This window comes from Corynebacterium sp. BD556 (genome assembly GCF_038452275.1).
Taxonomy (GTDB): Bacteria; Actinomycetota; Actinomycetes; order Mycobacteriales; family Mycobacteriaceae; genus Corynebacterium; species Corynebacterium mayonis.
Window position 1 is genome coordinate 1,284,081 of the sequence record NZ_CP141643.1, and the last position, 20,935, is coordinate 1,305,015.

Sequence of the window (20,935 nt, forward strand, 5' to 3'; positions counted from 1 at the left end):
AACCCAGCAGGCTTGTGTACACTTCTGCCTCATGTTTGCCCACCGAGTCGGCGCGGCGCTCACGGCGGCCGCCGCCGTAATCCCGCTGGCTGCCTGCGGTTCCGCCGACAGGGAGCACGACAACCTCGTTGTCGCTGCCTCCGCCCCACCCGCCGGGCTCGATTTCACCACCGTCGCGGGAGCGGCCGCCCCTCAAGCCATGATGGGCAACGTCTACGAAACGCTGGTGCGCATCGACGACAACGGCACCCCGCAACCCTTCCTGGCGCAAAGCTGGGACGTCAACGCACACGGCACCGAATACACCTTTCATCTGCGCGAAGACGTCACCTTTTCCGACGGCACCCGCATGACCGCTGATGATGTGAAGTTCTCCATCGAGTATGTGCGCGATGAATGGACCAACGCCTTGAAAAAGCAGATGGCCCCCGTCGAAGCGGTGGAGGTAATTGATGAGCACACGGTGAAAGTCATCCTGTCGCAGCCCACGGCGAGCTGGATCTGGTCAATGGGCACTTTCGTCGGAGCGGTCATGACCCCGGCCAGCATCGAGCGTTTAGCCACCGACCCGCTGGGCACCGGCCCCTACACGGTGGCCTCCTTTCGCCCCAACGACGCAATCGACTACACCGCACGCGAGGACTATTGGGGCGGCGACGTTGCGCGCGACGCCACCATCCGTTACTTCGCCGACCCAGTCTCCGCGGTCAACGCGCTGCGCGTGGGCGATGTCGACGTCGTGTGGTCAATGCAGGCCCCCGAACTTGTCACCGCCTTGCCCGAGGACATTCACGTGCATGTCGGCACCACAAACGGCGAGGTGTTGTTCAGCATGAACAACCGCCAAGCACCTTTTGACGACCCGGCGGTGCGCCAAGCCGCCGCCTACGCAATAGACCGCGCCGCGCTCAACGAAGTGGTCTTTAACGGGCTGGGCACCGACACCGGCGGCGCCCCCGTACCCCCCACCGACCCGTGGTTTCCCAACCACGACTACTTCCCTTTCGACCCGGAAAAGGCCCGCGAACTGTTAGCCGGAAATAGCCCGGAGGTCACCATCACGGTGCCGAGCCTGCCCTACGCCCAGGACGCAGCCGAGCTGATCTTCTCGCAGCTTCGCGACGTCGGTTTTAAGGTTTCCCTCGAAACCGTCGAATTTCCAGCCATGTGGCTCAATGTCGTCCACAAGGGACACAACTATCAGGCTTCCCTGGTTGCCCACGTGGAACCACGCGATATACCGATGCTTTTCGGCAACCCCGACTACTACATTGGTTACGACTCAGCACGCACCCAAGAGCTCATCGCGGCCGCCGAGGTCAGCGACCAAGAAGCCAACATGCGCGCCGCGGTCGATCACATCATGTCGGACGCCGCCTCCTTGACCTTACTCAACGCCCCAAACATCGTGCTCTCCGCGCCCGGGGTGGGAGGAATAAACCCCAATGTGGTCACCGATGCGCTGCGCCTGGCGGATTTTTCCAAGGAGGGGATGTAGATGCGCACAGCTTTTCCCGCCACGCTCGTGCGCATCTTCGCCCGCTTCGCTGCCTTGATGTTTCTGGCCAGCGTGCTGATCTTCTTGCTGCTGCGAGCCGTGCCTGGTGATCCGGCACGCATCGCCTTAGGAGTCTCCGCCACGGAGGAGGCCATCGCCGAAATGGCGGCCAAGCTGGGCACCGACCGCCCTCTCGCCGTCCAATACTTCGACTGGATGGGCGGGTTGCTCAGCGGCAACTTCGGCATCTCCATGGCCAGCGCCACCGACATCACCCCACAAGTCATCGAACGCGCCGGAGTTTCACTGACCCTGACCCTTCTCGCCATGGCAATGACCATGCTGATTGCCGTGCCCCTCGGAGTCTTCCTCGCCGCGCGCGAAGGCACCACCTCCGCAGGAGTGCTCGCCGCAGTGACCCAGCTCGGCATCGTCGTCCCGAGCTTCCTGGTCGGCATCCTTGGCGTGGCCGTGTTTTCCGTGCGTCTCGGCTGGCTCCCCGCCAACGGCTGGGGAAGCCCCGCCCACCTGGTTTTGCCTGTTTCGGCGTTAGCGCTCGTGCAGGCAGCTATCCTAACTCGCTACGTGCGCCGGGCCATGCTCGAAGAAATGAGCAAAGATTATGTGCGCACGGCGCGGGCACGGGGGGCGTCGACAAGCGAGGTGCTCTACGGACGCGCACTGAAAAACGCGGCGCTGCCCGTGCTCACCGTCATGGGGCTGCAACTGTCCAGCCTCATCGTCGGCGCTGTGGTCATCGAGCGCGTCTTTACCATTCCCGGCCTTGGCACCATGCTGCTCACCGCCGTAGGCAACCGCGACCTAACCACCATCCAGACCGTGATGATGCTGCTGGTGGCGTTCACACTCATCATCAACACCCTCGTCGACCTCACCTACGCCGTGATCGACCCGCGTGTCAGGAGGAGCGCATGACCCGCAGCCAAAAAATCGGCCTGAGCATTGTCTTTTTCGTCGCTCTGCTCGCCTTAACCTCGGTGGTGTGGACGCCTTTCGACCCGCTGCAAGCCAACCCGAGCGAACGCCTGGCGGGCCCGAACACCTCCCATTGGCTGGGCACCGATCAATTCGGCCGCGACATAGCTTCACGCATCATGGCTGGCGCCCGAATCACCCTTCTCGTCTCTTTGGGCGCAGTGTCGCTTTCCGCCCTCATCGGGGTGCTGCTCGGCATGTGGGCCGGCATGCGCCGCGGAATGGTCGAATCCGTGGTCATGCGCCTCAACGACCTGGCGCTGGCTTTTCCCGCCCTCCTTTTGGCCATTGTTTTCACCGCCGTGTTCGGCGCGGGCCTTGGGGTGGTAGTTCTCGCCATCGGCCTCGCTGGCATCCCCGGCTTCGCGCGCGTCGCGCGTGTAGGAACCCTGCAGGTGATGAGCCAGGACTACATCCTGGCAGCCCGCGTGGCCAAAGTGCCCGCCCACCGCATCGCGCTGCGCCACGTTTTGCCCAACATCGCCCCGTTGGCCATCGTGCAGATCTCTGTGGCGCTCGCCCTGGCGATCCTCGCGGAAGCTGGACTGTCCTTCCTCGGCTTGGGCACACCTGCACCTTATGCTTCATGGGGGAGGATGCTGCAGGCCAGCCAACCTTACCTGGCTACCGCGCCGGGCTTGGCGCTGTGGCCGGGTGTCGCGATCGCGGTAACTGTGCTCGGATTTAACTTGATGGGAGGCGGCCGTGATCGTCGTTGAGGACCTCAGCATTGACGGCGCCGTCGACGGCGTGAGTTTCAGCATAAGTCGCGGTGAACGCATCGGTATCGTCGGTGAATCCGGCTCCGGCAAAACCATGACGGCACTTGCCATCATGGGTTTGCTGCCCCACCTCGACGCCCGCGGCAGCGTGCTTGTCGACGGCACCCAGATGATCGGCACCCCCGACCGCGTGCGCCGCAGCGTGCGCGGGAAGAAGGTGGCGATGATTTTCCAGGAGCCGATGACCGCCCTCGACCCTTTAACCAAGGTGGGTCGGCAAGTTTCTCGTTCCCGCAGCGAGGCGAAACTTTTGCTTGCAGAAGTCGGGGTGGACCGCCCCGACGCCTACCCGCACGAGCTGTCCGGAGGCCAGCGCCAACGAGTGTTGATCGCCGCAGCATTAGCTGACAACCCCGACATCCTCATCTGCGACGAACCCACTACCGCCTTGGATGTCACCGTCCAATCTCACATTCTTGACCTGCTCGACCGCATAGTCCGCGACCGCGGCATGGGGCTGTTATTTATCTCCCACGACTTGGGCGTCATCCGCCGGATGGCCGACCGGGTGCTGGTGTTTAAGGAAGGCCGCATCGTGGCCGGCGACTCCGACTACGCCCGCGAGCTTTTCGCCGCTGCCGAGCCGGGCCCGCCCGCGCCGGCGCGCGAGACGGGTGAGCCGGTGGTACGTCTTGACCGAGTCAACCTGACCCGCGGCACTACACTCGCGCTCGACAGTGTCAGCCTCACCGTACACCGCGGGCAGCGCCTCGGCATCGTGGGCGGCTCCGGCTCCGGCAAAACCTCGCTGCTTCGCGTTATCGCCGGACTTTCGGCACCTGATAGCGGCACCGCAGACGTCAACGGCGACATCCAAATGGTTTTCCAGGACCCTTATTCCTCTCTCGACCCGCGCATGGCGGTGGGTGAGTCGATTCGTGAGGTGGGCGTGGACGAAAGGCGCGTTGCCGAGGTCCTTGAGCAGGTGGGGCTTGCGGGCACTGCCGGGCGCAAACCTCGCGAGTTTTCCGGCGGGCAACGCCAAAGAATCTCGATTGCGCGCGCCGCGGCACCCCGCCCGCAGATTTTGCTTGCCGACGAACCCGTCTCCGCCTTAGACGTCACCCTGCGCGCCCAAGTGCTTCAGCTTCTCGACGACGTCGTCGCCGACAACACCCTCATCTTTGTCTCCCACGATTTATCCGTGGTACGCGAGCTGTGCCCCACTGTGGCCGTCATGCACGCCGGACGCATCGTGGAGCAGGGCCGCACCGAAGATATTTGGGCGAGCCCACAGCACGACTACACCCGCCAACTTCTGGCCTCCGCCCGCTCCTAGCGGGTGACGTAGAGCATCAGCGAGGGATCAAGCAAGTGCTCTTGACTATGCTCAAATCCCTCCACGAGGTTGTCGAAGGTATCCATCTCGTCGCCGGTCAAGTGCGTCTGTTCCCGGGGAAAAGGTGCCTGCATGCCTGTCATCATAGCCCCGATATGACAAGCGTGTGATTTAAGCGAAAATTCGGCTTCTAGCAGGGCGAAGTCAAAGGCACGGTGCCGTCAGAAGCAGCGGGTTGGTTCGCAGACAACGGCCCCAGCGCCGTGGGTTGCGGCGAAAAGGTGGCGCACAACCGTCGGTTGTTAAACCACTGCCCGATGACACGGCCGCGCGCCTGAGAGCCACGGTCTTTTCAAGCCGCTGCTCATTGGAACACGGCCGGCAGGCCCGCCGACTTTAGCAAACCAACAAACCAACAAACCAACAAGGCCCCGCACACCACCTAATTCGATCCCGGCCCACCATAAACCTTCTTCGAGCTCTCAGCGCCAAAAACCTGAAGCTTAAAAAAACCCCGCGCCCGGCGATTGCTTTTTAAGCCCTCCCAACCCCAGCCCCTGGGGGTGCTTGCGCGAACTGTGTCACCCTTTGCCGATCACGGCGTGGGCTAAGGTGTGCCAGCTTGCCCCCTACCAAGGGTGCCTTAATTCGCGCAACTATCAGCACCGCTCAACGAAACTTCCTTTGCCTGTGGGCAGGTGAAACAGGATGAGGCAGCCAGGACAATCACGAAGCTAGATTCCCGCCATCTCCGCAAGCACCCCGATGACCTCGCGCCCGTGGCGGCGCAGCCCGTCGTGCTGCCACTTGTCCGTTTCATAAACGCGCACCCCCAAGGCGTCGGCGCTTTCCAAGGAAAGCTCGCGGGGAACGTAAATGTCATCGGTGTAGACCACCGCGTAGGCGTTGTCGACCCGACCCAGGCCCTCGTACAGGTTCGACCAATCGTCGACTCCTGCCAACTCCTGCGCCACCTCCCGGAACGGAGTAAGCGCCGGATCTTCCTCAAATTGGAAGGGGAAGATATGTTCTCCAGTGAGGAAAAACTCCCCCGCTTCACAGTCGGCGTGCGGGGTAAAGCCCTCCAACTGCTCAGAGACACGCTGGGCCGCCCAGTTGGTCGCCCCAGGAACCGTGCCGCCGTAGATCGTTTCGTGCAGCACCGCGTAGAGCGGGGCAGACTCGAAGGACACGCGCTGGCCCACCTCCGCTAAGAAGTCGGTGCGCAGCCTCCCATGAGAGTGAAAGGGCGACTCAAACAATCGGGCCAAGGCATCAAAACCGCCCTCCTGCCCGAGTGCCGTGCCGACGGTGCGCAAGCGCCGCGAGCTCAACCGCTCGCCGGTGGGCAACAGTTCCTCCGTGGATTCAAGGTGTCGGCACACCCGGCGGATGTTCTTTTGGGCAAAAGGCACTTGGCGGTAAAACTCCAAGTGGCGGGAGCGCAACTTGTCAAAGGTCGCGCGGTAAACCTCATCTGCGCTGCGGGTGATGGTGGGCAGCCCTCCCGTGAAAAAGGCGTTGCCCACGCTGTCTGGGTGCGCGGCGAGGTAGTGCGCGAGGCAGAATCCGCCGAAGGACTGACCCAAAACGTCCCAGGAGGAAATGCCGAGTTCCTCACGGATTGCTTCGGCATCGGCGACGATGTTGTCGGCGCGGAGCTGGCGGAGAAAGGGGGCGTCGACAAGCAGCGGCGCGGCGCGGTCGACGCGGGAGGAATTTCCGGTACCGCGCTGGTCAAGAAGCACCACCCGGTAGCGCGTGAGAGCCTCAGCAATCCAGTCGAAGCGCTCCCGTGGGCTCGGCGAACCCGGCCCTCCCTGGAGGAAAAGAAGCGCTGGCTGCGAATCTTGCCCAACGATGCGGGCAAAGACGTCCACGCCGCCTCGCGTGATAGTAACGGTGCGGCTATCTTGAAAGATTCCCATGTCAGCGATGGTAGCGGGTTGCTCACCACGCATTAGGTACAAACCGATGGAAAAATAGTGCCCGTGACAGCTCCTAACTTTCACCGCGTCAAGCGCCCCTGGTGGCGCGCTGCCGTTGAAGCCGTCCTTTTGACCATCCTAATTTTCACCTTCAATATTGGTGCCGCGCTGTTGCTCGGCATGATCGGCGTATTCATGGGACTGCCGTTTACCTTGCTAGATTTCACCAACTCCAGTCTCGACAACACCCTCCTTTCCCTTACGGCCCTAGCCATGACTATCGCCGCGCCGCTTCTCGCCGCCAAACTCGCCGGCCGCAACCCCGCCACCCTGCTCAGCGTCGCCGGCCGTGTCCGCGCCCGCCCGACACTTATCGCCCTTGCAGTCACCACCGTCGCCTACGGCAGCCTCTGGTTGCTCGACCTGTCTACCGGCGACACCCCCACCCCCTCCTCCCGCACCCTCATCTTCATCGCCATTTGCGTAGTTGTCGTCCCCGTCCAAGCCGCCGCCGAAGAACTCGCCTTCCGTGCCGCCATCCCCCAAATCGTGGGAACCTGGACTAGCTCGCCCTGGTTGTCCTACGGCCTGTCCGTGCCCATTTTCGCCGCCGCCCACTCCTACAACTGGATCGGCCTAGTCGACATAGCCATCTTCGCCATCTGCGCCTCCGTTCTAACTTGGTACACCGGGGGAATCGAGGCCGCTACCGTGCTGCACGCGGCAAACAACATCTCCGCCTTCATGGTCCTTGGCTTGGGCTTAAGCAACCCCTTGGACAACGACGTCAAACCAGAATCCGCCGTCATCACCTCCATCTCCACCGTGATCTTTACCGCCGCCATCCTGCTCGCCATGCGCCGCTGGGGACGAGGCATGCGCAATTCCTTCTATGTGACAAACCCTCAGCAGCCGGGGTTAACTAGGAGAGTCGCCTATTTTAAGGAGGCTCCCATTGGCGGAGAAGAAAAGGCGCGCCGACCAAGTAGCGGCAAGCGCCCTTAACAAAGCACGCTCGATGCGCTCACGTCGCGCCATCGGCCTCTACCCCGACAACATGCACCCCGGTCTTGTGCCAGGGCTCAGCGTTGAAGAACTGCGCTACACCTTCGGCCTTGACAAGGTAGTCTTCGGCGTCAACGCCGTATTGATCAGCGCTTTCGTCCTCTGGGGCATCACACGCCCCGAACAAGTCAAAGATGTCACCGACACCATGCTGCAGTGGGGTTTGCTCCACTTCGGTTGGCTATTCAACGTGGTTTTGGTGGTGTGCATCATGGTCATGATCACCATCGCTTTCTCACGCTACGGCAACATCAAACTGGGCAAAGACGACGAAGAACCCGAATACTCCCTCTTTTCCTGGGTAGCCATGATGTTCGCCGCCGGCATCGGTGTCGGCATCTTCTTCTTCGGCCCCTCCGAGCCGCTGTCTTTCTACCTCACCCCTCCCCCACTGACGGTATCCGGCAACACAGAGGAGGCCCTACACCGGGCGGTCGCCCAAGCCAACTACCACTGGGGTTTCTCACCGTGGGCCCTCTACGCACTAGTCGGCGGAGCCCTGGCTTATTCCTCGTACCGGCGCGGCCGCACCTCACTGGTGTCGTCTCTGTTTGCTCCCCTGCTCAAGCGCACCGACGGGCTGACCGGCCGCTTCATCGACATCCTCGCTATCGCCGCTACCCTATTCGGCACCGCCGGCTCCCTGGGCATCTCCACCCTGCAAATCGGCGAGGGCATCTCGATTGTGGGAGGGCTTACCCCCTCCATGGCGTTGATGGTCGGCATCGTCTGCACCCTCACCGCCGACTTTATCATCTCGGCCGTCTCGGGTGTGTCCAACGGCATCCGCATCCTGTCAAACATCAACATCACCTTGACCCTTGCCGCCATCGCCTTCGTGTTCATTGCGGGCCCAACGCTATTCTCACCAACCTGATCCCCTCCGGCGCCCTGGTCTACCTCAATGAGTTTTTAGACATGGCGTCACGCTCCTTATCGTGGGGCGAGGAAACGCTCGACTTCCAAGCCAACTACACCGCGTTCTACTGGGCATGGTGGATTGCGTGGGCACCCTTCGTCGGATTGTTCATCGCACGTATCTCCCGCGGCCGCACACTGCGCCAATTCATCCTGGTGACCATCATCATCCCCACCACCGTTCTCATCCTCGCCTTCAGCGTCTTCGGCGGCACGGCCATCACATTCGCCCGGGAGAACCTACTCGGCTTCGACGGCTCCGCCTCCGCCCAGCAGGTGCTGTTTCACATGATCGAGCACTTACCCTTCTCCGGGGTAGTTGCCGTACTCGTCGTCGCCATCTTGTGCATTTTCTTCATCACCACCGCCGACTCCGCCTCCGTGGTGATGGGCACTATGGCCTCCAAAGGCGACCCGGAGCCGAACCGCCTGTTAGTTGTGTTCTGGGGCCTGCTCATGATGGGAATAGCGGTGGTGATGTTGCTCACCGGCGGCGAGGACGCCTTGGACGGACTGCAATCACTAACCATCCTCACAGCAATGCCTTTCTCCCTGGTCATCATCGCCCTCATGGTGGCGTTTTTAAGGGATCTGTCCACCGACCCGCTGGCGCTGCGCTTCAATTACGTAGAAACCGCGGTGCGCGGTGCAGTCCGACGCGGCCTGGAAGAATACGGAGATGACTTCCAAATCGCCGTGTCTGCCGCACCCGGACACACAGGAGTCGGTTGGGTAGCGGACGTGGACTCAACCAGCGACGACCTCACCGAGTGGTACCGACGCACCGACGAGCACGGCGAGCCCGTCGGCTACGACTACGACACCGGCGAATGGGAGGACGGCTGGGAACCAGACGACCAGCACGATAACCGCTAAATAGTAAGGAGGATTCGCCGCGACTACTCCTCGTCAGTAGACAACGCGGCGACGAAAGCTTCCTGCGGCACCGTGACCGAACCAATGGACTTCATGCGCTTCTTGCCGGCCTTCTGCTTCTCCAAAAGCTTGCGCTTGCGGGAAATGTCACCGCCGTAGCACTTCGACAAAACGTCCTTGCGCAAGGCACGGATGTTCTCACGGGCGATGATCTTCGAGCCGATCGCCGCTTGAACCGGGACCTCGAACTGCTGGCGCGGAATGAGCTCCTTGAGCTTTTTGGTCATCTTGTTGCCGTACCACTGGGCGGAATCTTTGTGCACAATCGCAGAGAAAGCATCGACAGGTTCGCCCTGCAACAAAATATCCACCTTAACCAGGTTGCCCTCCTGCTCCCCGGCGTCCTCGTAGTTCAGGGAGGCGTAGCCCTTGGTGCGCGACTTCAACATGTCGAAAAAGTCGAAAATGATCTCGCCGAGCGGCATGATGTAGCGCAACTCAACGCGCTCCTCCGACAAATACTCCATATTGCGCATGGAACCGCGCTTAGACTGGCACAACTCCATCGTGGTACCGACGAACTCCTGGGGCACAATGATGGTCATGTTCACAATCGGCTCGTAAACCGCCTGCAGTTTGCCGCCCGGCCAGTCGGAGGGGTTGTGCACCATCTGCTCGGTTCCGTCCTCACCAACCACCCGGTAGGTCACCGAGGGTGCAGTAGAGATCAGATCCAAGTCAAATTCACGCTCAAGGCGGTCGCGGGTGATCTCCATGTGGAGAAGACCCAAAAAACCACAGCGAAAACCGAAACCCAAAGCGACGGAAGTTTCGGGTTCCCAGGTCAAAGAGGCGTCGTTAAGCTGCAGCTTCTCCAAAGACTCGCGCAGCGCCGGGAAGTCTTCCTGGCTGACCGGGAACAAACCCGAGTACACCATCGGCTTGACGTCCTCAAAACCAGCGAGCGCCTGCTCGGCGCCTTTCGACGCCCACGTGACCGTGTCGCCCACACGCGTTTCGCGCACATCCTTCACACCGGTAATGAGGTAGCCCACCTCACCCGGGCCCAACCCCTTCGTCTTTTTCATCGTGGGTGAGACAACACCGACCTCCAAGATCTCATGGCGCACCCCGGTGTTCATCATCTGCACCTGCTGATTCGGCTTCAAAGTGCCGTCCATCATGCGGACGTAAGTAACCACACCACGGTAAGTGTCATACACCGAATCGAAAATCAACGCACGCGCCGGCGCATCCGGATCCGAACCGGTCTCCGACTGCGGCGGCGGAACCAACTCGACCAGCTTATCCAAAAGCTCCGGCACCCCCTCGCCGGTCTTACCGGACACACGCATGACCTCCTCCGGATCGATCCCAATGATGTGAGCGATCTCCAGAGCGTACTTCTCCGGATCAGCCGCCGGCAGGTCAATCTTGTTCAAAACCGGAATGATCTCCAGATCCTTGTCCATGGCCATATAGAGGTTGGCCAAGGTCTGAGCCTCGATGCCCTGGGCGGCGTCGACAAGCAAAATCGCACCCTCACACGCTTCAAGAGCACGGGAGACCTCATAAGAAAAATCCACGTGGCCGGGCGTGTCAATCATCTGCAACACAGTGTCCTGGCCCTCAAACTCACCGCTGCGCGGAGTCCACGGCAGCCGCACGTTCTGCGCCTTAATAGTGATACCGCGCTCACGTTCGATGTCCATGTTATCGAGATACTGGTCACGCATATCACGCGCAGACACAACGTTAGAGAGCTGAAGGATGCGGTCGGCAAGCGTGGATTTGCCATGGTCGATGTGGGCAATAATGCAGAAGTTGCGGATCCGGGAGGGATCGGTGAACGTGTCTTCCGCGAAGTTGGTCTTTTGCGCAGCCATAGTTCCGCCCACTCTACCGCCTCACGTGGGCAAACAAAACAAAAGGGCGCCACATGCACAACTGCTTGTGTGAGCCTGCCAACACTCGTAATGTTGTGCTCAAAACACATTCACCCCAAGGACCGCCATGCTCTTTAGCCGCAGCAAGCGCCGCAGCGCCCTCGACGAAGGACTCGCCCTCCTCAACGAGCGCCTCGGAAGTTCCCCGCGCGAGCGCAGCCGGAAAATCGCCTCCCGGCTTCTGGTCAAACCCACTGCACGCTTAGCCCGCGGCATCTACTACGCCCCCGACATGGACGGCCAAGCCGAACCCGGCGAAGTCGTGTGGGTCACCGTACCCTCCACTCCCCCACAAGAACGCTCCATAGTGGTCATCGGCCGCGAGCACCACGACGTGCTCGGACTGCTAATTTCCCCGGAAGTTGAACACGGCGACGACCACGACTGGTTAGGGATCGGATCCGGCGAGTGGGAGGACAGCGGCGAAGAATGCTGGGTCCGGCTCGACAAAACTATGCTGGTACCAGAAACGGACGTCCACCGCCGCGGCATCTACCTACCCTCACGCCGTTTCGAGCGCATCGCCAACCGACTTCGAGACCGCTTCGACTGGAGCTAGCAGGTTTGGTGTTTCGGCGCCGAGCTTGCTATCTTGAACAGGTTGTCCGCATCCGGGATCTTCACTGGGTGCGCCGGGATACGCGAGCAGGACCTTGGGTTCGCGTTTTCAAATGCCCGGCGCGTTTGACTCCCCCTTCCCGGGTCGACTGCACACACAGAATCGACCAAAACCAAGAGGTATTCAACATGGCAAATATCAAACAGCAGAAAAAGCGCGTCCTCACCAACGAGAAGCGCCGCATGCGCAACAAATCCGTGCGCTCCGCAACCCGCACCGAGATGCGTAAGTTCCGTGAAGCTGTCGAGTCCGGCGACAAGGCTGCCGCCGAAGCTCAGTTGCGCGTCGCTTCCCGCAAACTGGACAAGGCAGTGACCAAGGGCGTCTTCCACCGCAATAACGCGGCCAACAAGAAGTCCAACATGGCCCGCGCGCTCAACAAGATGGCTTAAGTTTCAGGCCCTGCCAAACCCGGTTTCCCCCGTTGGGGAGCCGGGTTTTTGGTTTTCCTCCGCTTCCGCGGGTTGGGGGCCTTCGGCGTCTTGTGTCAGGGGGGGTTGGTTGGTGCGGGGGGACCTCGGTTGGGGGCCTTCGGCGTCTTGTGTCAGGGTGGGGTTGGTTGGTGCGAGGGGGACCTCGGTTGGGGGATATCTCGCCGTCGCCGGAAAGGGGGCGCCAGAGGGTACGGCGAGATATCCCCTAAGTGAGGTCACGTTTTAGAGATCCCAGCTACAACCGACCCCCGTTGAGGTCCAACTAATCGGCGGGCGAAAAGCCGCGGGGGAGCTTATAAATTGAAACCCCACCCTGGCGGTGCAAGAGCTCGCCGCGAACCCGCTAAGTAGAAAGGCGCGCCGCAGAGTCGGCTTTCTAGCAGCCCTCGCTCGTCTTCTTCCCGTTTAAACATCTTGATGCTCATTGGTCGCTGCGTATCAATTCTGCCGTGGGCGGTTCGCGGCGTCGCTTTCAGTTCCGCGCTTCGCCGCGCTGTGATGCTTGGGCGTATCTTTTGGGCCACAAGTGCGCCGACTTCTATACCGGCTGCGCCGCCGCGCGCAGGATGAGAAGTGCGCCCACCAGGGCAAAGAAGGTGCCTGATCCCATGTCGATCAGGGGGCCGGCCGCTAGTAAGCGGCGGCGCACTCGCTCGGTGGACACGACGTGGCTGAGTACCCCGAACAAGGCGAAGGCGCTGGCCCACATGGATAAGATCACGATCACCGCGGTGGCTACTGAGGGCTGGGGCGGCAACAAGGGGGCGATCATGGCTGTCAAGGCGATGACGATTTTTGGGTTCGCCAGGTTGGTGGACAGTCCTTTGAGGTAGCTTGTGCGCAGCCGCCCGAGTGCTGCTTCGGCTTCGTCTAGGTCCACAGGTGGGGTGGTGCGGTCGCGCCAGCCCTGCCGGATGTTGGCCTGCGCCATCCAGAGCAAAAATGCCCCGCCGATAACTTGCACGGCTGATAACGCCCAGGGAAACGCGGTAAGTAGGGTGGCGGCGCCCACGACTGTGAGTGTGCTCCATAAAAGTACGCCGGTGAGGATGCCGCAGGTGGTTGCCCAGGCGTGTTTGCGCGAGCGTGTGGCGGTGCGGGTGATTAGGATTACGTCGGGTCCCGGCGCGGCTGCTCCCACGACGTTGAGGCCGACGATGACTGCGAGGTCACCGGGGGTAATCAACGCTTCGTCATTTTCTCTACGAGGTCGCTACGTTCGAACATTTGTGCCGTCATTATTGCGTTGGGGTGGCCGGCGTGTGGGTCGGCGCCTGCTTCTAGGAGCACGTCGAGGACCTCATCTTCTTTTTTAAACACCACGCCTGCCAGCGGCGACTGCCCTCGCGCGTTGAGCTTGTCGACGTCCGCCCCACGGCTCACCAGTCCTCGCACGAGCGCAGCGTGCCCTGCGTATGCCGCTAGCATCAGAAGCGAGTTGCCGTCCTGGTTGGATAGGTTGACGTCCACGCCGTGGTCGACGTAGTCGAGCAGGGTGTGGTCGCCGTTGCGGGCGAAGTCGAAAAGCTTCGAGGCGAAGTCGCGCACATCGTCCGGGCAGTCCTTGGGGCTTTCGCTGGGGTTGTTGTTTGGGTTTGTCGAGTCTTTCACCCGGAATAATCTAGCACTGCCTTTTTATCTGGCCAGTTGGGCTATGCGCCGCACCGCGTCTTCGAGGGCGAATTCCTTATCGCCGCCTTGCCCTTTGACTGCGGCGTCGAGTTCGGCGACGATGATGACCGCGTCGCTGACTGCCTCCCCCGACCAGCTTCGCGCCATTTGCATCGCTTTCTTCACGGCAAATGGGTGCATGTTTAAGGCGCCTGCAAGTTGGTTCGGGTTGCCCCGGGTGTTGTAGACCTTAGCGATGTCACCGACCTTCGTGGCGAGCGCCGCCGCCACAGCCACGGGACTTAACCCAAGCTGCAGGGCGCGTCGCGTGGAGGCAAGTGCCTTGTCTACTCGTCCCGCCACGGCTTGCTCGGCGATGTCGAAGCCGGAGACTTCCGCCACCCCGGAGTAGTAGGCGCGCACACTGGAGACGGTGAGCTCTCCTTCGGTATCCGCCACCAACTGCTCGACCGCCGAGGCCAGCTCGCGCAGGTCGGAGCCCACCGACTCCAGCAAGGCGGCGACGACGTCCGGGGTGGGGCGCTGACCATGGCGACGAAACTCGTTGGCCACCCACGTGTGACGATCTTCCTCACGCAGCGGGTCGACTTTGTGTACGTGGGCGACTTTGGAAAATTTCGGCACCATCGCTTTTTGCCGTCCACCGCCGCTGTGTTTGATGATTAAGGTGATTCCCGGCGCGGGGTGTACTGCTGCCTTAAGCAGAATCTCTGTCGGTTCCTTGCCGGCTAGCTCCACTTTTTCCACCACCACGATCCGCTCCTCGGCAAAAAGTGAGGGGCTGGTGGCCATGGCGAGTTCTCCGGCGGTGATTTCGCTGGCTTTCAGTGTTGCCAGTTCCGCAGCCGGGCTGACCTTGTCGATGATCGCGGCTGTGGCGCGCTCAGCTAAGAACTCGTCTTCGCCGAGGACAAGGTGGACGGGGTTGAGCATGGGGCTCATCTTATCTGCTTTCAGGTGCGCCTCGATTCGGGTAGATAACTGGCACCCCGGCTGGGGTGACCACGGGGCGCTTTTTCATGCGGCCTTCCTCCAACACCACCACGACCTCGGTGCCGGTGGGCACCGGTTCGATGTTGTCGGCGGTGTCTACCACGTGGAGCTTTTTGCCGGCGGTGTCGATCACCGGCAAAGGCGGGTCGGGGCGGGCCATGAGGGCGATTGCGCACACGGTGGCCAGCAGTGTTAGCCGGGGGCGTTTCGCCGCAAGCCCCGCCACCACCCATCCGTAGCCCACGAGGACCATCAGCGGGCTCGCGGTGAGCACCGCGCCGTCAATTCTTGCACCTGCCGAGGCGACCGCGTGGATCCACCAAGCTAGCGGCTCCACCACGAGAAGCACCGGGATTTCGAAGGAGCCGGGCGAGAGAGACAGCAGTGCGGCGATAAGCCCCAGCACCGTGATCGGGGCGGCCAGCGGGGCGACAAGCACGTTGGCCGCCACCGCCACCAATGAGACACGCCCCACCATCAAGGCAACCAGGGGCATGGTCACCGCATCGGCAGCCAGGGCCACCGCCAACGCCCGGGTGACCACATCCGGCCAGCGCAAAACCACCAGTGCGCGGTAGAGCAGGGGGCTTAGCGCCACGATCCCGGCTGTCGCCGCGACGGATAGGGCGAAGCCGAAGTTGACCGCCAGGTTGGTGTCCACAAGCACCAAAGCAACCACCGACAGGCACAGGGCGTGCAGTGGCTCAGCGACAGAGGAGGACAACACCGCAACGAGGGTGACCAGCCCGGTGACGCTCGCACGTAAAACGCTGGGCTCCGGGCCAACGAGAGTCGCGTAGATCATCAGCACCACCCCCGCCGCCACGATCTGCGCGCGCAAGCCTAAACGTGCTGCGCTCGCTGCAAGCACTGCGGCGGTGGTGACGATTGCGATGTTGCTTCCTGAAACAGCACTCAAATGCGACAAGCCGGTGTCTACGTAGGCCTGTTTTTCGCTGGCGCTTTGCAGGGAGGTATCGCCTAGCACCATGCCGGGGATCAAACCTCGCGAGCCGGGGCCGACGTGGGCTTCGACGGAAGCCGCAAAGGTGCTTCTGACGTGCTCGGCAAGCGCCGCGAACCCCTGGGGAGCTGCAAGTACCTCAACGGGACCTGACCACGTTATCTGCGTGGTGCCAGGTGTTTGCGACTGCCCCACGGTGCCCGAAACGGCGACCCCTGCCCCCGTGACCACACCGGGCGGCAGTTCGGGGGTAAACACTGCAATGGCCCCCGGGTGGCCGGTCACGTTGATCCGCACGAGGAAACCGCCCGAATCAACGGGCACGGGTGCCCCAGCAACCTGGCCCACCATCGTCTGCCCTGGCTCGAAGGCCCGGGCCGCTGCGACGCGCAGCGCTGCGATAGCGCTCGATAGGCAGCCGAGGCCGGCGCTCAGCACTGCCTGGCCCACCTGTTGGAAGGCCAGCAGGCAAAGTGCGGCGACGCCCACGGCGAGCACAGCCACGGGCAGGCTCCACAGCAAGGTCATCAACGCACCCGCCCACACCGCCAGCGCCGGAGGGGCTAACCGTAGCTCACGCATGCCCGCTACACCGTGACCAAGTCTTTCAGCGCGGCGAACTTCGCAGGCCCAATGCCTTTGACGTCTTGCAGTTTATCTACGGAGGTGAAAGGTCCGTTTGCTTCCCGGTGGGAAACGATCGCGGCGGCGGTAGCCTGCCCCACCCCCGGCAGTGAGGTCAACTCGGCCGCACTGGCCGTGTTTAAGGACACCAGACCTAAGGTTTCGGCTCTCGTCGGCGGTGCAGCTCCGATGGCCTGGATGTGGATTTGTTGGCCGTCGACAAGCATTTGTGCTTGGTTTACAGCTACGAGGTCGGCTTCCGGTAGGGGGCGCGCCAATTCAAGGGCGTCGGCTACGCGCGCACCAGGAGCCAAGGTAAACAGGCCGGGGTTGTCCACCTCACCTACCACCGAAACCACCACTTCGCCGGGCGGGTTGGTTTCAGCCGGCGTTTCCCACTGCTGCGCCGGCAGCTCCACGGGTTGCGGTCGCAACACGAACCAGCCACCGGCAAGTATTGCCACCACCACGACAGCGAGCAGGGCGGTGCGTGGCTCCACGCTCACCCGCGGGGCGGAGTAGTCGACCTGCAGGAGGTCTTCTTGCCCCGACGGACGAGTTAATTCTTTGAGCCGCCCCGATGCGTGGCTGGTTGCCGCCTTCGCCTTCTGCTTCACAGTGCCCATGGCGCAAAAGCTAAAACGTGCGCAGGCAGAAGGGAAACAGTGGCGACCAAACCTGTGGATAACCGCGGTGAAGCGTCACCTATCCGGCTGGGTTATCCACATCGTCGGTTGAAAAAACCACGGACAGGCCGACGGAGCCTGCGCCGGTGTGGACCGCGAGGACGTCGACAAGCGGCTCGACCATAATGGTGGAGCCCTCCGGCAGCACCTCGCGCAACGTCGCGGCCAGCGATTGTGCTGCCTCCAGCGAATCGGCGTGCTGGATCGCCGCAAAGACCGGTTTGCCGCCGGCGCGCTCCAGCACCAACTCTGTGAGCTTGGAAAAGGCCTTCGCCTGGGTGCGGGTCTTGCCGGCAAGCTCAAGTTTGCCGGCGTTGACGCGCAGAATCGGCTTCGTGGCCAGCAGCGCGGCAGACAACACGGCGGTGCCCGTCGACAGTCGGCCGCTTTTGCGCAGGCCCTCAAGATGGTTCAAATACAGCCACGTCTGCGAACGTTCAAGGGTCTTTTTTGCCGCCTCCTCACATTCGTCGAGGCTCGCCCCGTCGCGCGCAAGCGAGGCCGCCGCCATCGCCGCCGCACTCAACGCCATACCTGCGGTGTCGGTGTCAACAACGCGCACGGTGTCAGGAAAGACCGCGGAAGCAGTCACAGCCGCCGACCACGTCGACGACAAGTTCTTCGACAAATGCAGCGCCACCACGCCGTCGTCACCGCCGCGCTCAAGCTGGCGCGCGTAAACAGCCGCAAGTTCAATCGCCGACAGTCCGCTTGTCGACGCCCCTTCCTCCTCGTGCATCACATGCAGCGGCGCCACCGTAATACCGAGTTCGGCGGCGATCGCCTCCGGGATACCAGAAGCGGAATCGACAACAATACGCACCGCCATCAGTTGCTAAACCCCTGGTTCCACGCCTCTAAGTACCAGGCGTAGCCCTGCGCACCCTCACCATAAGCCGGCATCGCCGCCAAGCGGGACGTGTTCGTGTTGCCCAACCCTTTCAGCAGCGGGTACTGGTGCAGCTCGAAACCTAAAAGGTTCGAGGTCAACGCTGAGATGGTCCCTCCGTGGGCGACCAGCAGCACCGCTGAACCCTCCCATTGTGGGTAACCCTGCAAAAGTTCGTCGACGACAGGACGCGCCCGCTTCGCCACATCCAGGCGGCTCTCTCCCCCCGGCGGCGCCCAATCAGCGTGATGGCGCCAATGCGCGCGGATGCCTTCCTTCCAAGAGTCCACCTCCTGGTGGGTTTTTCCCTGCCAATCCCCCAGGTGCGTTTCGCGCAAGCGCGCATCCTCAGTGACCTCCAACCCCAATGAGGCAGCGATGATGTCGGCGGTGTGCCTGGCGCGCGTCAGATCGGAGGAGACGATCTTGCTCACACCAGCCTCACGCATGAGCAACGCCGCAGCCCGCGCCTGCTCAATGCCCACCGCAGAAAGCTGCGTGTCGAGTTGGCCTTGCATGCGGCGGGTCGCGTTGTACTGCGTTTGCCCGTGGCGCAGCATGATTAGTCGTCTACTCATAGTCGTTTGCCCTTTGCCTTGGTCAAGCGGGTGACGCTTAGAACCTTAAGTCGCCGAACTCCTCGTCCTCGTTGCCGGGGCCTTCGCCGGCCAGGGGAAGCTTGTCAATGTCGTCGATGGAGCGCACCTTTGCACCATCGGCATCTTCAGCAAAAGAATCCGGCCGTTCGTAGGGCTCGACGCCTTCGATTTCAATGACGGGGCAGTCCGCGTACAGGCGGTCTAGGCCGTAGAACTCGCGCTCGGCGTCGCGCTGGATGTGCACGACAATGGAGCCGTAATCCAGCAACACCCAACGCAACTCACGGTGGCCCTCGCGGCGTTTCGGTTCGTGGCCGGCCTTCGTCATCGCGTCTTCGACCTCAGCGCTGATCGCGCCGACCTGACGCTCATTGTCCGCTGAGACGACCACGAAGATGTCCGTGATTGCCAACACGTCAGAGACATCAATGACGCCAATGTTTCGGCCGAGCTTCTCATCTGCCGCCCGTGCCGCCACGATGGCCTGCTCGCGCGAGGATTCCAGTGCAGTCAAATGCTTTAAGCCCCTTGGTTGTTGATTGTTTTGTGGGTTCATCCAGTTATGTGGATATTCTCACACGTTTGCCGCCGGGTGTGCCACTCATGCCCTGGCGTACAGCGCGTTTTTCGCGATGTACTGCACCACTCCGTCCGGCACCAGGTACCACACTGGTCGGCCCTCGCTGGCGCGAGCGCGGCAATCCGTGGAAGAAATTGCCATCGCGGGAATCTCCATCAGGTGGACGCGCTCCCTAATTTTCAAAGGCAGCATGTCCTCGCTGAGTTCGTAGCCGGGGCGGGTCACACCGACGAACTCCGCCAACTCAAACATTTCCTCCCAGTTGTGCCAGGACATGATCGAGCCCAAAGCGTCCGCCCCGGTAATGAAGTAAATCCGGGCGTTAGGGTACTGCTGGCGCACATCGTTGAGCGTGTCGATGGTGTAGGTGCGCCCGCCGCGGTCAATGTCGACCCGCGAAACATGAAAACGTGGGTTCGAGGCGGTCGCGATCACCGTCATCAGGTAGCGGTCCTCGGAGTCCGAAACGGCTTGTCCCTCTTTTTGCCACGGCTGGCCGGTGGGGACGAAGACCACCTCGTCGAGCCCGAAACGCTCAGCTACCTCACTGGCAGCCACCAGGTGGCCGTGGTGGATGGGGTCGAAGGTGCCGCCCATCACGCCGATGCGCCTTCCATCACGAGGCTCGAAAGCGAACACGTCTTTCATGTGGACCATCTTATGGCCCGCAGTATTAGCGGTAGCGAACTTGGTCCACGAATCGGCCGAAGGAATCGGAGACGTGGTTGTCCCACTGCCACGGGGACAGGAAGTAGCGGCCGTGGTTGCCACCGTTGCCTTGCGAGCCTTGCAGGGTGGCGAGGGACAGGTCGCAGACTCCGTCGAGGGGAAGGCAGTAGTTAACGCGGTTCGGGGTCGCTGCGGCGGTGCGGGTGTTGAAGGGCAGCAAACCAAGGATGCCGCCAGCGCCGCCTCCTGGCACACCAACGGTGTGAGGGTCACGCGGCGCGGAATTCGGGTTGCCGAAGTAGACCACGCCCGCGAGCTGGCCGCGCCTAGCCAACTCCCGCTCGTGCTCCAGCAGGATCATCGCACCTTGGGAGTAGCCCACCAGGATGTATCCCGGGCGGCACCCCGTCGTCTGTTCGTAGTCGTTGATTTGCTGCATCACGCCGGTGCGGCCGAGGTTGAAGGAGTCCATGAACTCGTTGCCAGCGCGGCGGGCGGTGTTTAAAACGGGCACTGCGTATTGCACCGCCAGCCCCAGCGCCTGGGCGATGGTGACGGGCACGGCTACGGCGGGGGTGTCGTAGTCCGGGTAGACCGCCGGGTAGTAGCGCGGCTCCATTCCGATGACCTCGACGTCTTTCATGAGGGAGTTGCCGCCGTGGGTGGCGCGGTAGCGAGACTCCGCATGCCGCAAGAAGGCGCGGATAGTCTCACCCTCCCAACCGTTGGAGGTCCAGGCGGCCTGGCCGGAGTAGGTGGTTCGATAGATTGCGTTGTTTTGTCCCGAGCCGCGCGCCGCCATGACGGCTACTGCCGGGCAGCGGTGTTGGGCGGCGGCTTCCGGGGCAAATCCGGCGACGGGGGAAATCACGGCAGTGACCGCGGCGGTCAGCGCTAGAGCCGCGGTGGCTAAGCGGTTGCGGACGGAGCGGAAGGTGGGCACGGGGGCACTCCTCGA

20 protein-coding genes and 1 pseudogene are annotated in these 20,935 nt (G+C 62.1%); 8 read left to right on the forward strand and 13 right to left on the reverse strand.

What is annotated here, in order from left to right; genetic code table 11:
• The first annotated feature begins 31 nt into the window (after positions 1-31).
• The 4 genes from VLL26_RS06000 to VLL26_RS06015 are packed head-to-tail and all read left to right on the forward strand — an operon-like array spanning position 32 to position 4,555.
• Complete coding sequence (locus VLL26_RS06000; RefSeq protein ID WP_342318232.1) at positions 32-1,498, forward strand: ABC transporter substrate-binding protein; 1,467 nt, start codon at positions 32-34, stop codon at positions 1,496-1,498.
• The gene (locus tag VLL26_RS06005) at positions 1,499-2,434 is read left to right on the forward strand and encodes an ABC transporter permease (RefSeq protein ID WP_342318233.1); all 936 of its coding nucleotides are present in this window, start codon (positions 1,499-1,501) and stop codon (positions 2,432-2,434) included.
• Entirely contained in the window at positions 2,431-3,213 is a 783-nt protein-coding gene (locus VLL26_RS06010) for an ABC transporter permease (protein ID WP_342318234.1), read from the forward strand. Before VLL26_RS06005 ends, VLL26_RS06010 begins: the two co-directional genes overlap by 4 nt.
• Complete coding sequence (locus tag VLL26_RS06015; RefSeq protein ID WP_342318235.1) at positions 3,200-4,555, forward strand: ABC transporter ATP-binding protein; 1,356 nt, start codon at positions 3,200-3,202, stop codon at positions 4,553-4,555. The genes VLL26_RS06010 and VLL26_RS06015 overlap by 14 nt, the downstream gene beginning before the upstream one ends.
• Here the strand turns inward: VLL26_RS06015 and VLL26_RS06020 are convergent.
• Together VLL26_RS06020 and VLL26_RS06025 are read right to left on the reverse strand one after the other, a co-directional pair.
• A complete protein-coding gene (locus VLL26_RS06020) occupies positions 4,552-4,689 on the reverse strand; it encodes a hypothetical protein (protein WP_342318236.1) in 138 nt (45 codons plus the stop codon). The genes VLL26_RS06015 and VLL26_RS06020 overlap by 4 nt on opposite strands.
• A 600-nt stretch (positions 4,690-5,289) precedes the next feature.
• Positions 5,290-6,483, reverse strand: a complete 1,194-nt coding sequence (locus VLL26_RS06025) for an alpha/beta fold hydrolase (RefSeq protein ID WP_342318237.1) — start codon at positions 6,481-6,483, stop codon at positions 5,290-5,292.
• 63 nt (positions 6,484-6,546) lie between these two features.
• Here VLL26_RS06025 and VLL26_RS06030 point away from each other — a divergent pair, with 63 nt between their 5' ends.
• Both VLL26_RS06030 and VLL26_RS06035 read left to right on the forward strand, forming a co-directional pair.
• Positions 6,547-7,488 (forward strand): CPBP family intramembrane glutamic endopeptidase, encoded by a 942-nt coding sequence (locus tag VLL26_RS06030; RefSeq protein ID WP_342318238.1) that lies wholly within the window; start codon positions 6,547-6,549, stop codon positions 7,486-7,488.
• Between the two features lie 52 nt (positions 7,489-7,540).
• Positions 7,541-9,342, forward strand: a pseudogene (locus VLL26_RS06035) (BCCT family transporter).
• 23 nt (positions 9,343-9,365) lie between these two features.
• On the opposite strand, the gene lepA reads toward VLL26_RS06035, so the two are convergent.
• A complete protein-coding gene (gene lepA / locus VLL26_RS06040; RefSeq protein WP_342318239.1) occupies positions 9,366-11,228 on the reverse strand; it encodes a translation elongation factor 4 in 1,863 nt (620 codons plus the stop codon).
• Between the two features lie 127 nt (positions 11,229-11,355).
• On the opposite strand from lepA, the gene VLL26_RS06045 reads away from it, so the two are divergent.
• Complete coding sequence (locus tag VLL26_RS06045; RefSeq protein WP_342318240.1) at positions 11,356-11,847, forward strand: hypothetical protein; 492 nt, start codon at positions 11,356-11,358, stop codon at positions 11,845-11,847.
• A 188-nt stretch (positions 11,848-12,035) separates the two neighbouring features.
• Positions 12,036-12,299 (forward strand): 30S ribosomal protein S20, encoded by a 264-nt coding sequence (gene rpsT, locus VLL26_RS06050; protein WP_342318241.1) that lies wholly within the window; start codon positions 12,036-12,038, stop codon positions 12,297-12,299.
• Between the two features lie 580 nt (positions 12,300-12,879).
• On the opposite strand, the gene VLL26_RS06055 is transcribed toward rpsT, so the two are convergent.
• From VLL26_RS06055 to VLL26_RS06100, 10 genes are all read right to left on the reverse strand, one after another.
• Complete coding sequence (locus VLL26_RS06055) at positions 12,880-13,527, reverse strand: LysE family translocator (RefSeq protein ID WP_342318242.1); 648 nt, start codon at positions 13,525-13,527, stop codon at positions 12,880-12,882.
• Positions 13,524-13,952: an ankyrin repeat domain-containing protein gene (locus tag VLL26_RS06060; RefSeq protein ID WP_342318243.1), complete on the reverse strand. Its 429-nt coding sequence runs from the start codon at positions 13,950-13,952 to the stop codon at positions 13,524-13,526. The genes VLL26_RS06055 and VLL26_RS06060 overlap by 4 nt, the downstream gene beginning before the upstream one ends.
• A gap of 24 nt (positions 13,953-13,976) precedes the next feature.
• Positions 13,977-14,915: a DNA polymerase III subunit delta gene (gene holA / locus VLL26_RS06065; protein ID WP_342318244.1), complete on the reverse strand. Its 939-nt coding sequence runs from the start codon at positions 14,913-14,915 to the stop codon at positions 13,977-13,979.
• A gap of 1 nt (position 14,916) precedes the next feature.
• On the reverse strand, positions 14,917-16,512 hold the full coding sequence (locus tag VLL26_RS06070; RefSeq protein WP_342318245.1) for a ComEC/Rec2 family competence protein: 1,596 nt from the start codon (positions 16,510-16,512) through the stop codon (positions 14,917-14,919).
• Between the two features lie 5 nt (positions 16,513-16,517).
• Complete coding sequence (locus tag VLL26_RS06075) at positions 16,518-17,180, reverse strand: ComEA family DNA-binding protein (RefSeq protein WP_342318246.1); 663 nt, start codon at positions 17,178-17,180, stop codon at positions 16,518-16,520.
• Between the two features lie 79 nt (positions 17,181-17,259).
• On the reverse strand, positions 17,260-18,069 hold the full coding sequence (locus VLL26_RS06080; protein ID WP_342318247.1) for a DegV family protein: 810 nt from the start codon (positions 18,067-18,069) through the stop codon (positions 17,260-17,262).
• Positions 18,069-18,707, reverse strand: coding sequence for a histidine phosphatase family protein (locus VLL26_RS06085; protein WP_342318248.1), 639 nt, complete (start codon positions 18,705-18,707; stop codon positions 18,069-18,071). The genes VLL26_RS06080 and VLL26_RS06085 overlap by 1 nt, the downstream gene beginning before the upstream one ends.
• Positions 18,708-18,744: 37 nt before the next feature.
• Positions 18,745-19,242 (reverse strand): ribosome silencing factor, encoded by a 498-nt coding sequence (gene rsfS / locus VLL26_RS06090; RefSeq protein ID WP_342318249.1) that lies wholly within the window; start codon positions 19,240-19,242, stop codon positions 18,745-18,747.
• A gap of 87 nt (positions 19,243-19,329) precedes the next feature.
• Complete coding sequence (gene nadD, locus VLL26_RS06095) at positions 19,330-19,956, reverse strand: nicotinate-nucleotide adenylyltransferase (protein ID WP_342318250.1); 627 nt, start codon at positions 19,954-19,956, stop codon at positions 19,330-19,332.
• A 25-nt stretch (positions 19,957-19,981) separates the two neighbouring features.
• The gene (locus VLL26_RS06100) at positions 19,982-20,920 is read right to left on the reverse strand and encodes a hypothetical protein (RefSeq protein ID WP_342318251.1); all 939 of its coding nucleotides are present in this window, start codon (positions 20,918-20,920) and stop codon (positions 19,982-19,984) included.
• Positions 20,921-20,935: the final 15 nt, after the last annotated feature.

Bases quoted from the DNA above. Each gene is read 5' to 3' on its own strand.
- VLL26_RS06000 (WP_342318232.1), top strand. From the start codon at position 32: ATGTTTGCCCACCGAGTCGGCGCGGCGCTCACGGCGGCCGCCGCCGTA.
- VLL26_RS06005 (WP_342318233.1), top strand. From the start codon at position 1,499: ATGCGCACAGCTTTTCCCGCCACGCTCGTGCGCATCTTCGCCCGCTTC.
- VLL26_RS06010 (WP_342318234.1), top strand. From the start codon at position 2,431: ATGACCCGCAGCCAAAAAATCGGCCTGAGCATTGTCTTTTTCGTCGCT.
- VLL26_RS06020 (WP_342318236.1), bottom strand. From the start codon at position 4,689: ATGCAGGCACCTTTTCCCCGGGAACAGACGCACTTGACCGGCGACGAG.
- VLL26_RS06025 (WP_342318237.1), bottom strand. From the start codon at position 6,483: ATGGGAATCTTTCAAGATAGCCGCACCGTTACTATCACGCGAGGCGGC.
- lepA (WP_342318239.1), bottom strand. From the start codon at position 11,228: ATGGCTGCGCAAAAGACCAACTTCGCGGAAGACACGTTCACCGATCCC.
- VLL26_RS06045 (WP_342318240.1), top strand. From the start codon at position 11,356: ATGCTCTTTAGCCGCAGCAAGCGCCGCAGCGCCCTCGACGAAGGACTC.
- rpsT (WP_342318241.1), top strand. From the start codon at position 12,036: ATGGCAAATATCAAACAGCAGAAAAAGCGCGTCCTCACCAACGAGAAG.
- holA (WP_342318244.1), bottom strand. From the start codon at position 14,915: ATGAGCCCCATGCTCAACCCCGTCCACCTTGTCCTCGGCGAAGACGAG.
- VLL26_RS06070 (WP_342318245.1), bottom strand. From the start codon at position 16,512: ATGCGTGAGCTACGGTTAGCCCCTCCGGCGCTGGCGGTGTGGGCGGGT.
- VLL26_RS06075 (WP_342318246.1), bottom strand. From the start codon at position 17,180: ATGGGCACTGTGAAGCAGAAGGCGAAGGCGGCAACCAGCCACGCATCG.
- VLL26_RS06080 (WP_342318247.1), bottom strand. From the start codon at position 18,069: ATGGCGGTGCGTATTGTTGTCGATTCCGCTTCTGGTATCCCGGAGGCG.
- VLL26_RS06085 (WP_342318248.1), bottom strand. From the start codon at position 18,707: ATGAGTAGACGACTAATCATGCTGCGCCACGGGCAAACGCAGTACAAC.
- nadD (WP_342318250.1), bottom strand. From the start codon at position 19,956: ATGAAAGACGTGTTCGCTTTCGAGCCTCGTGATGGAAGGCGCATCGGC.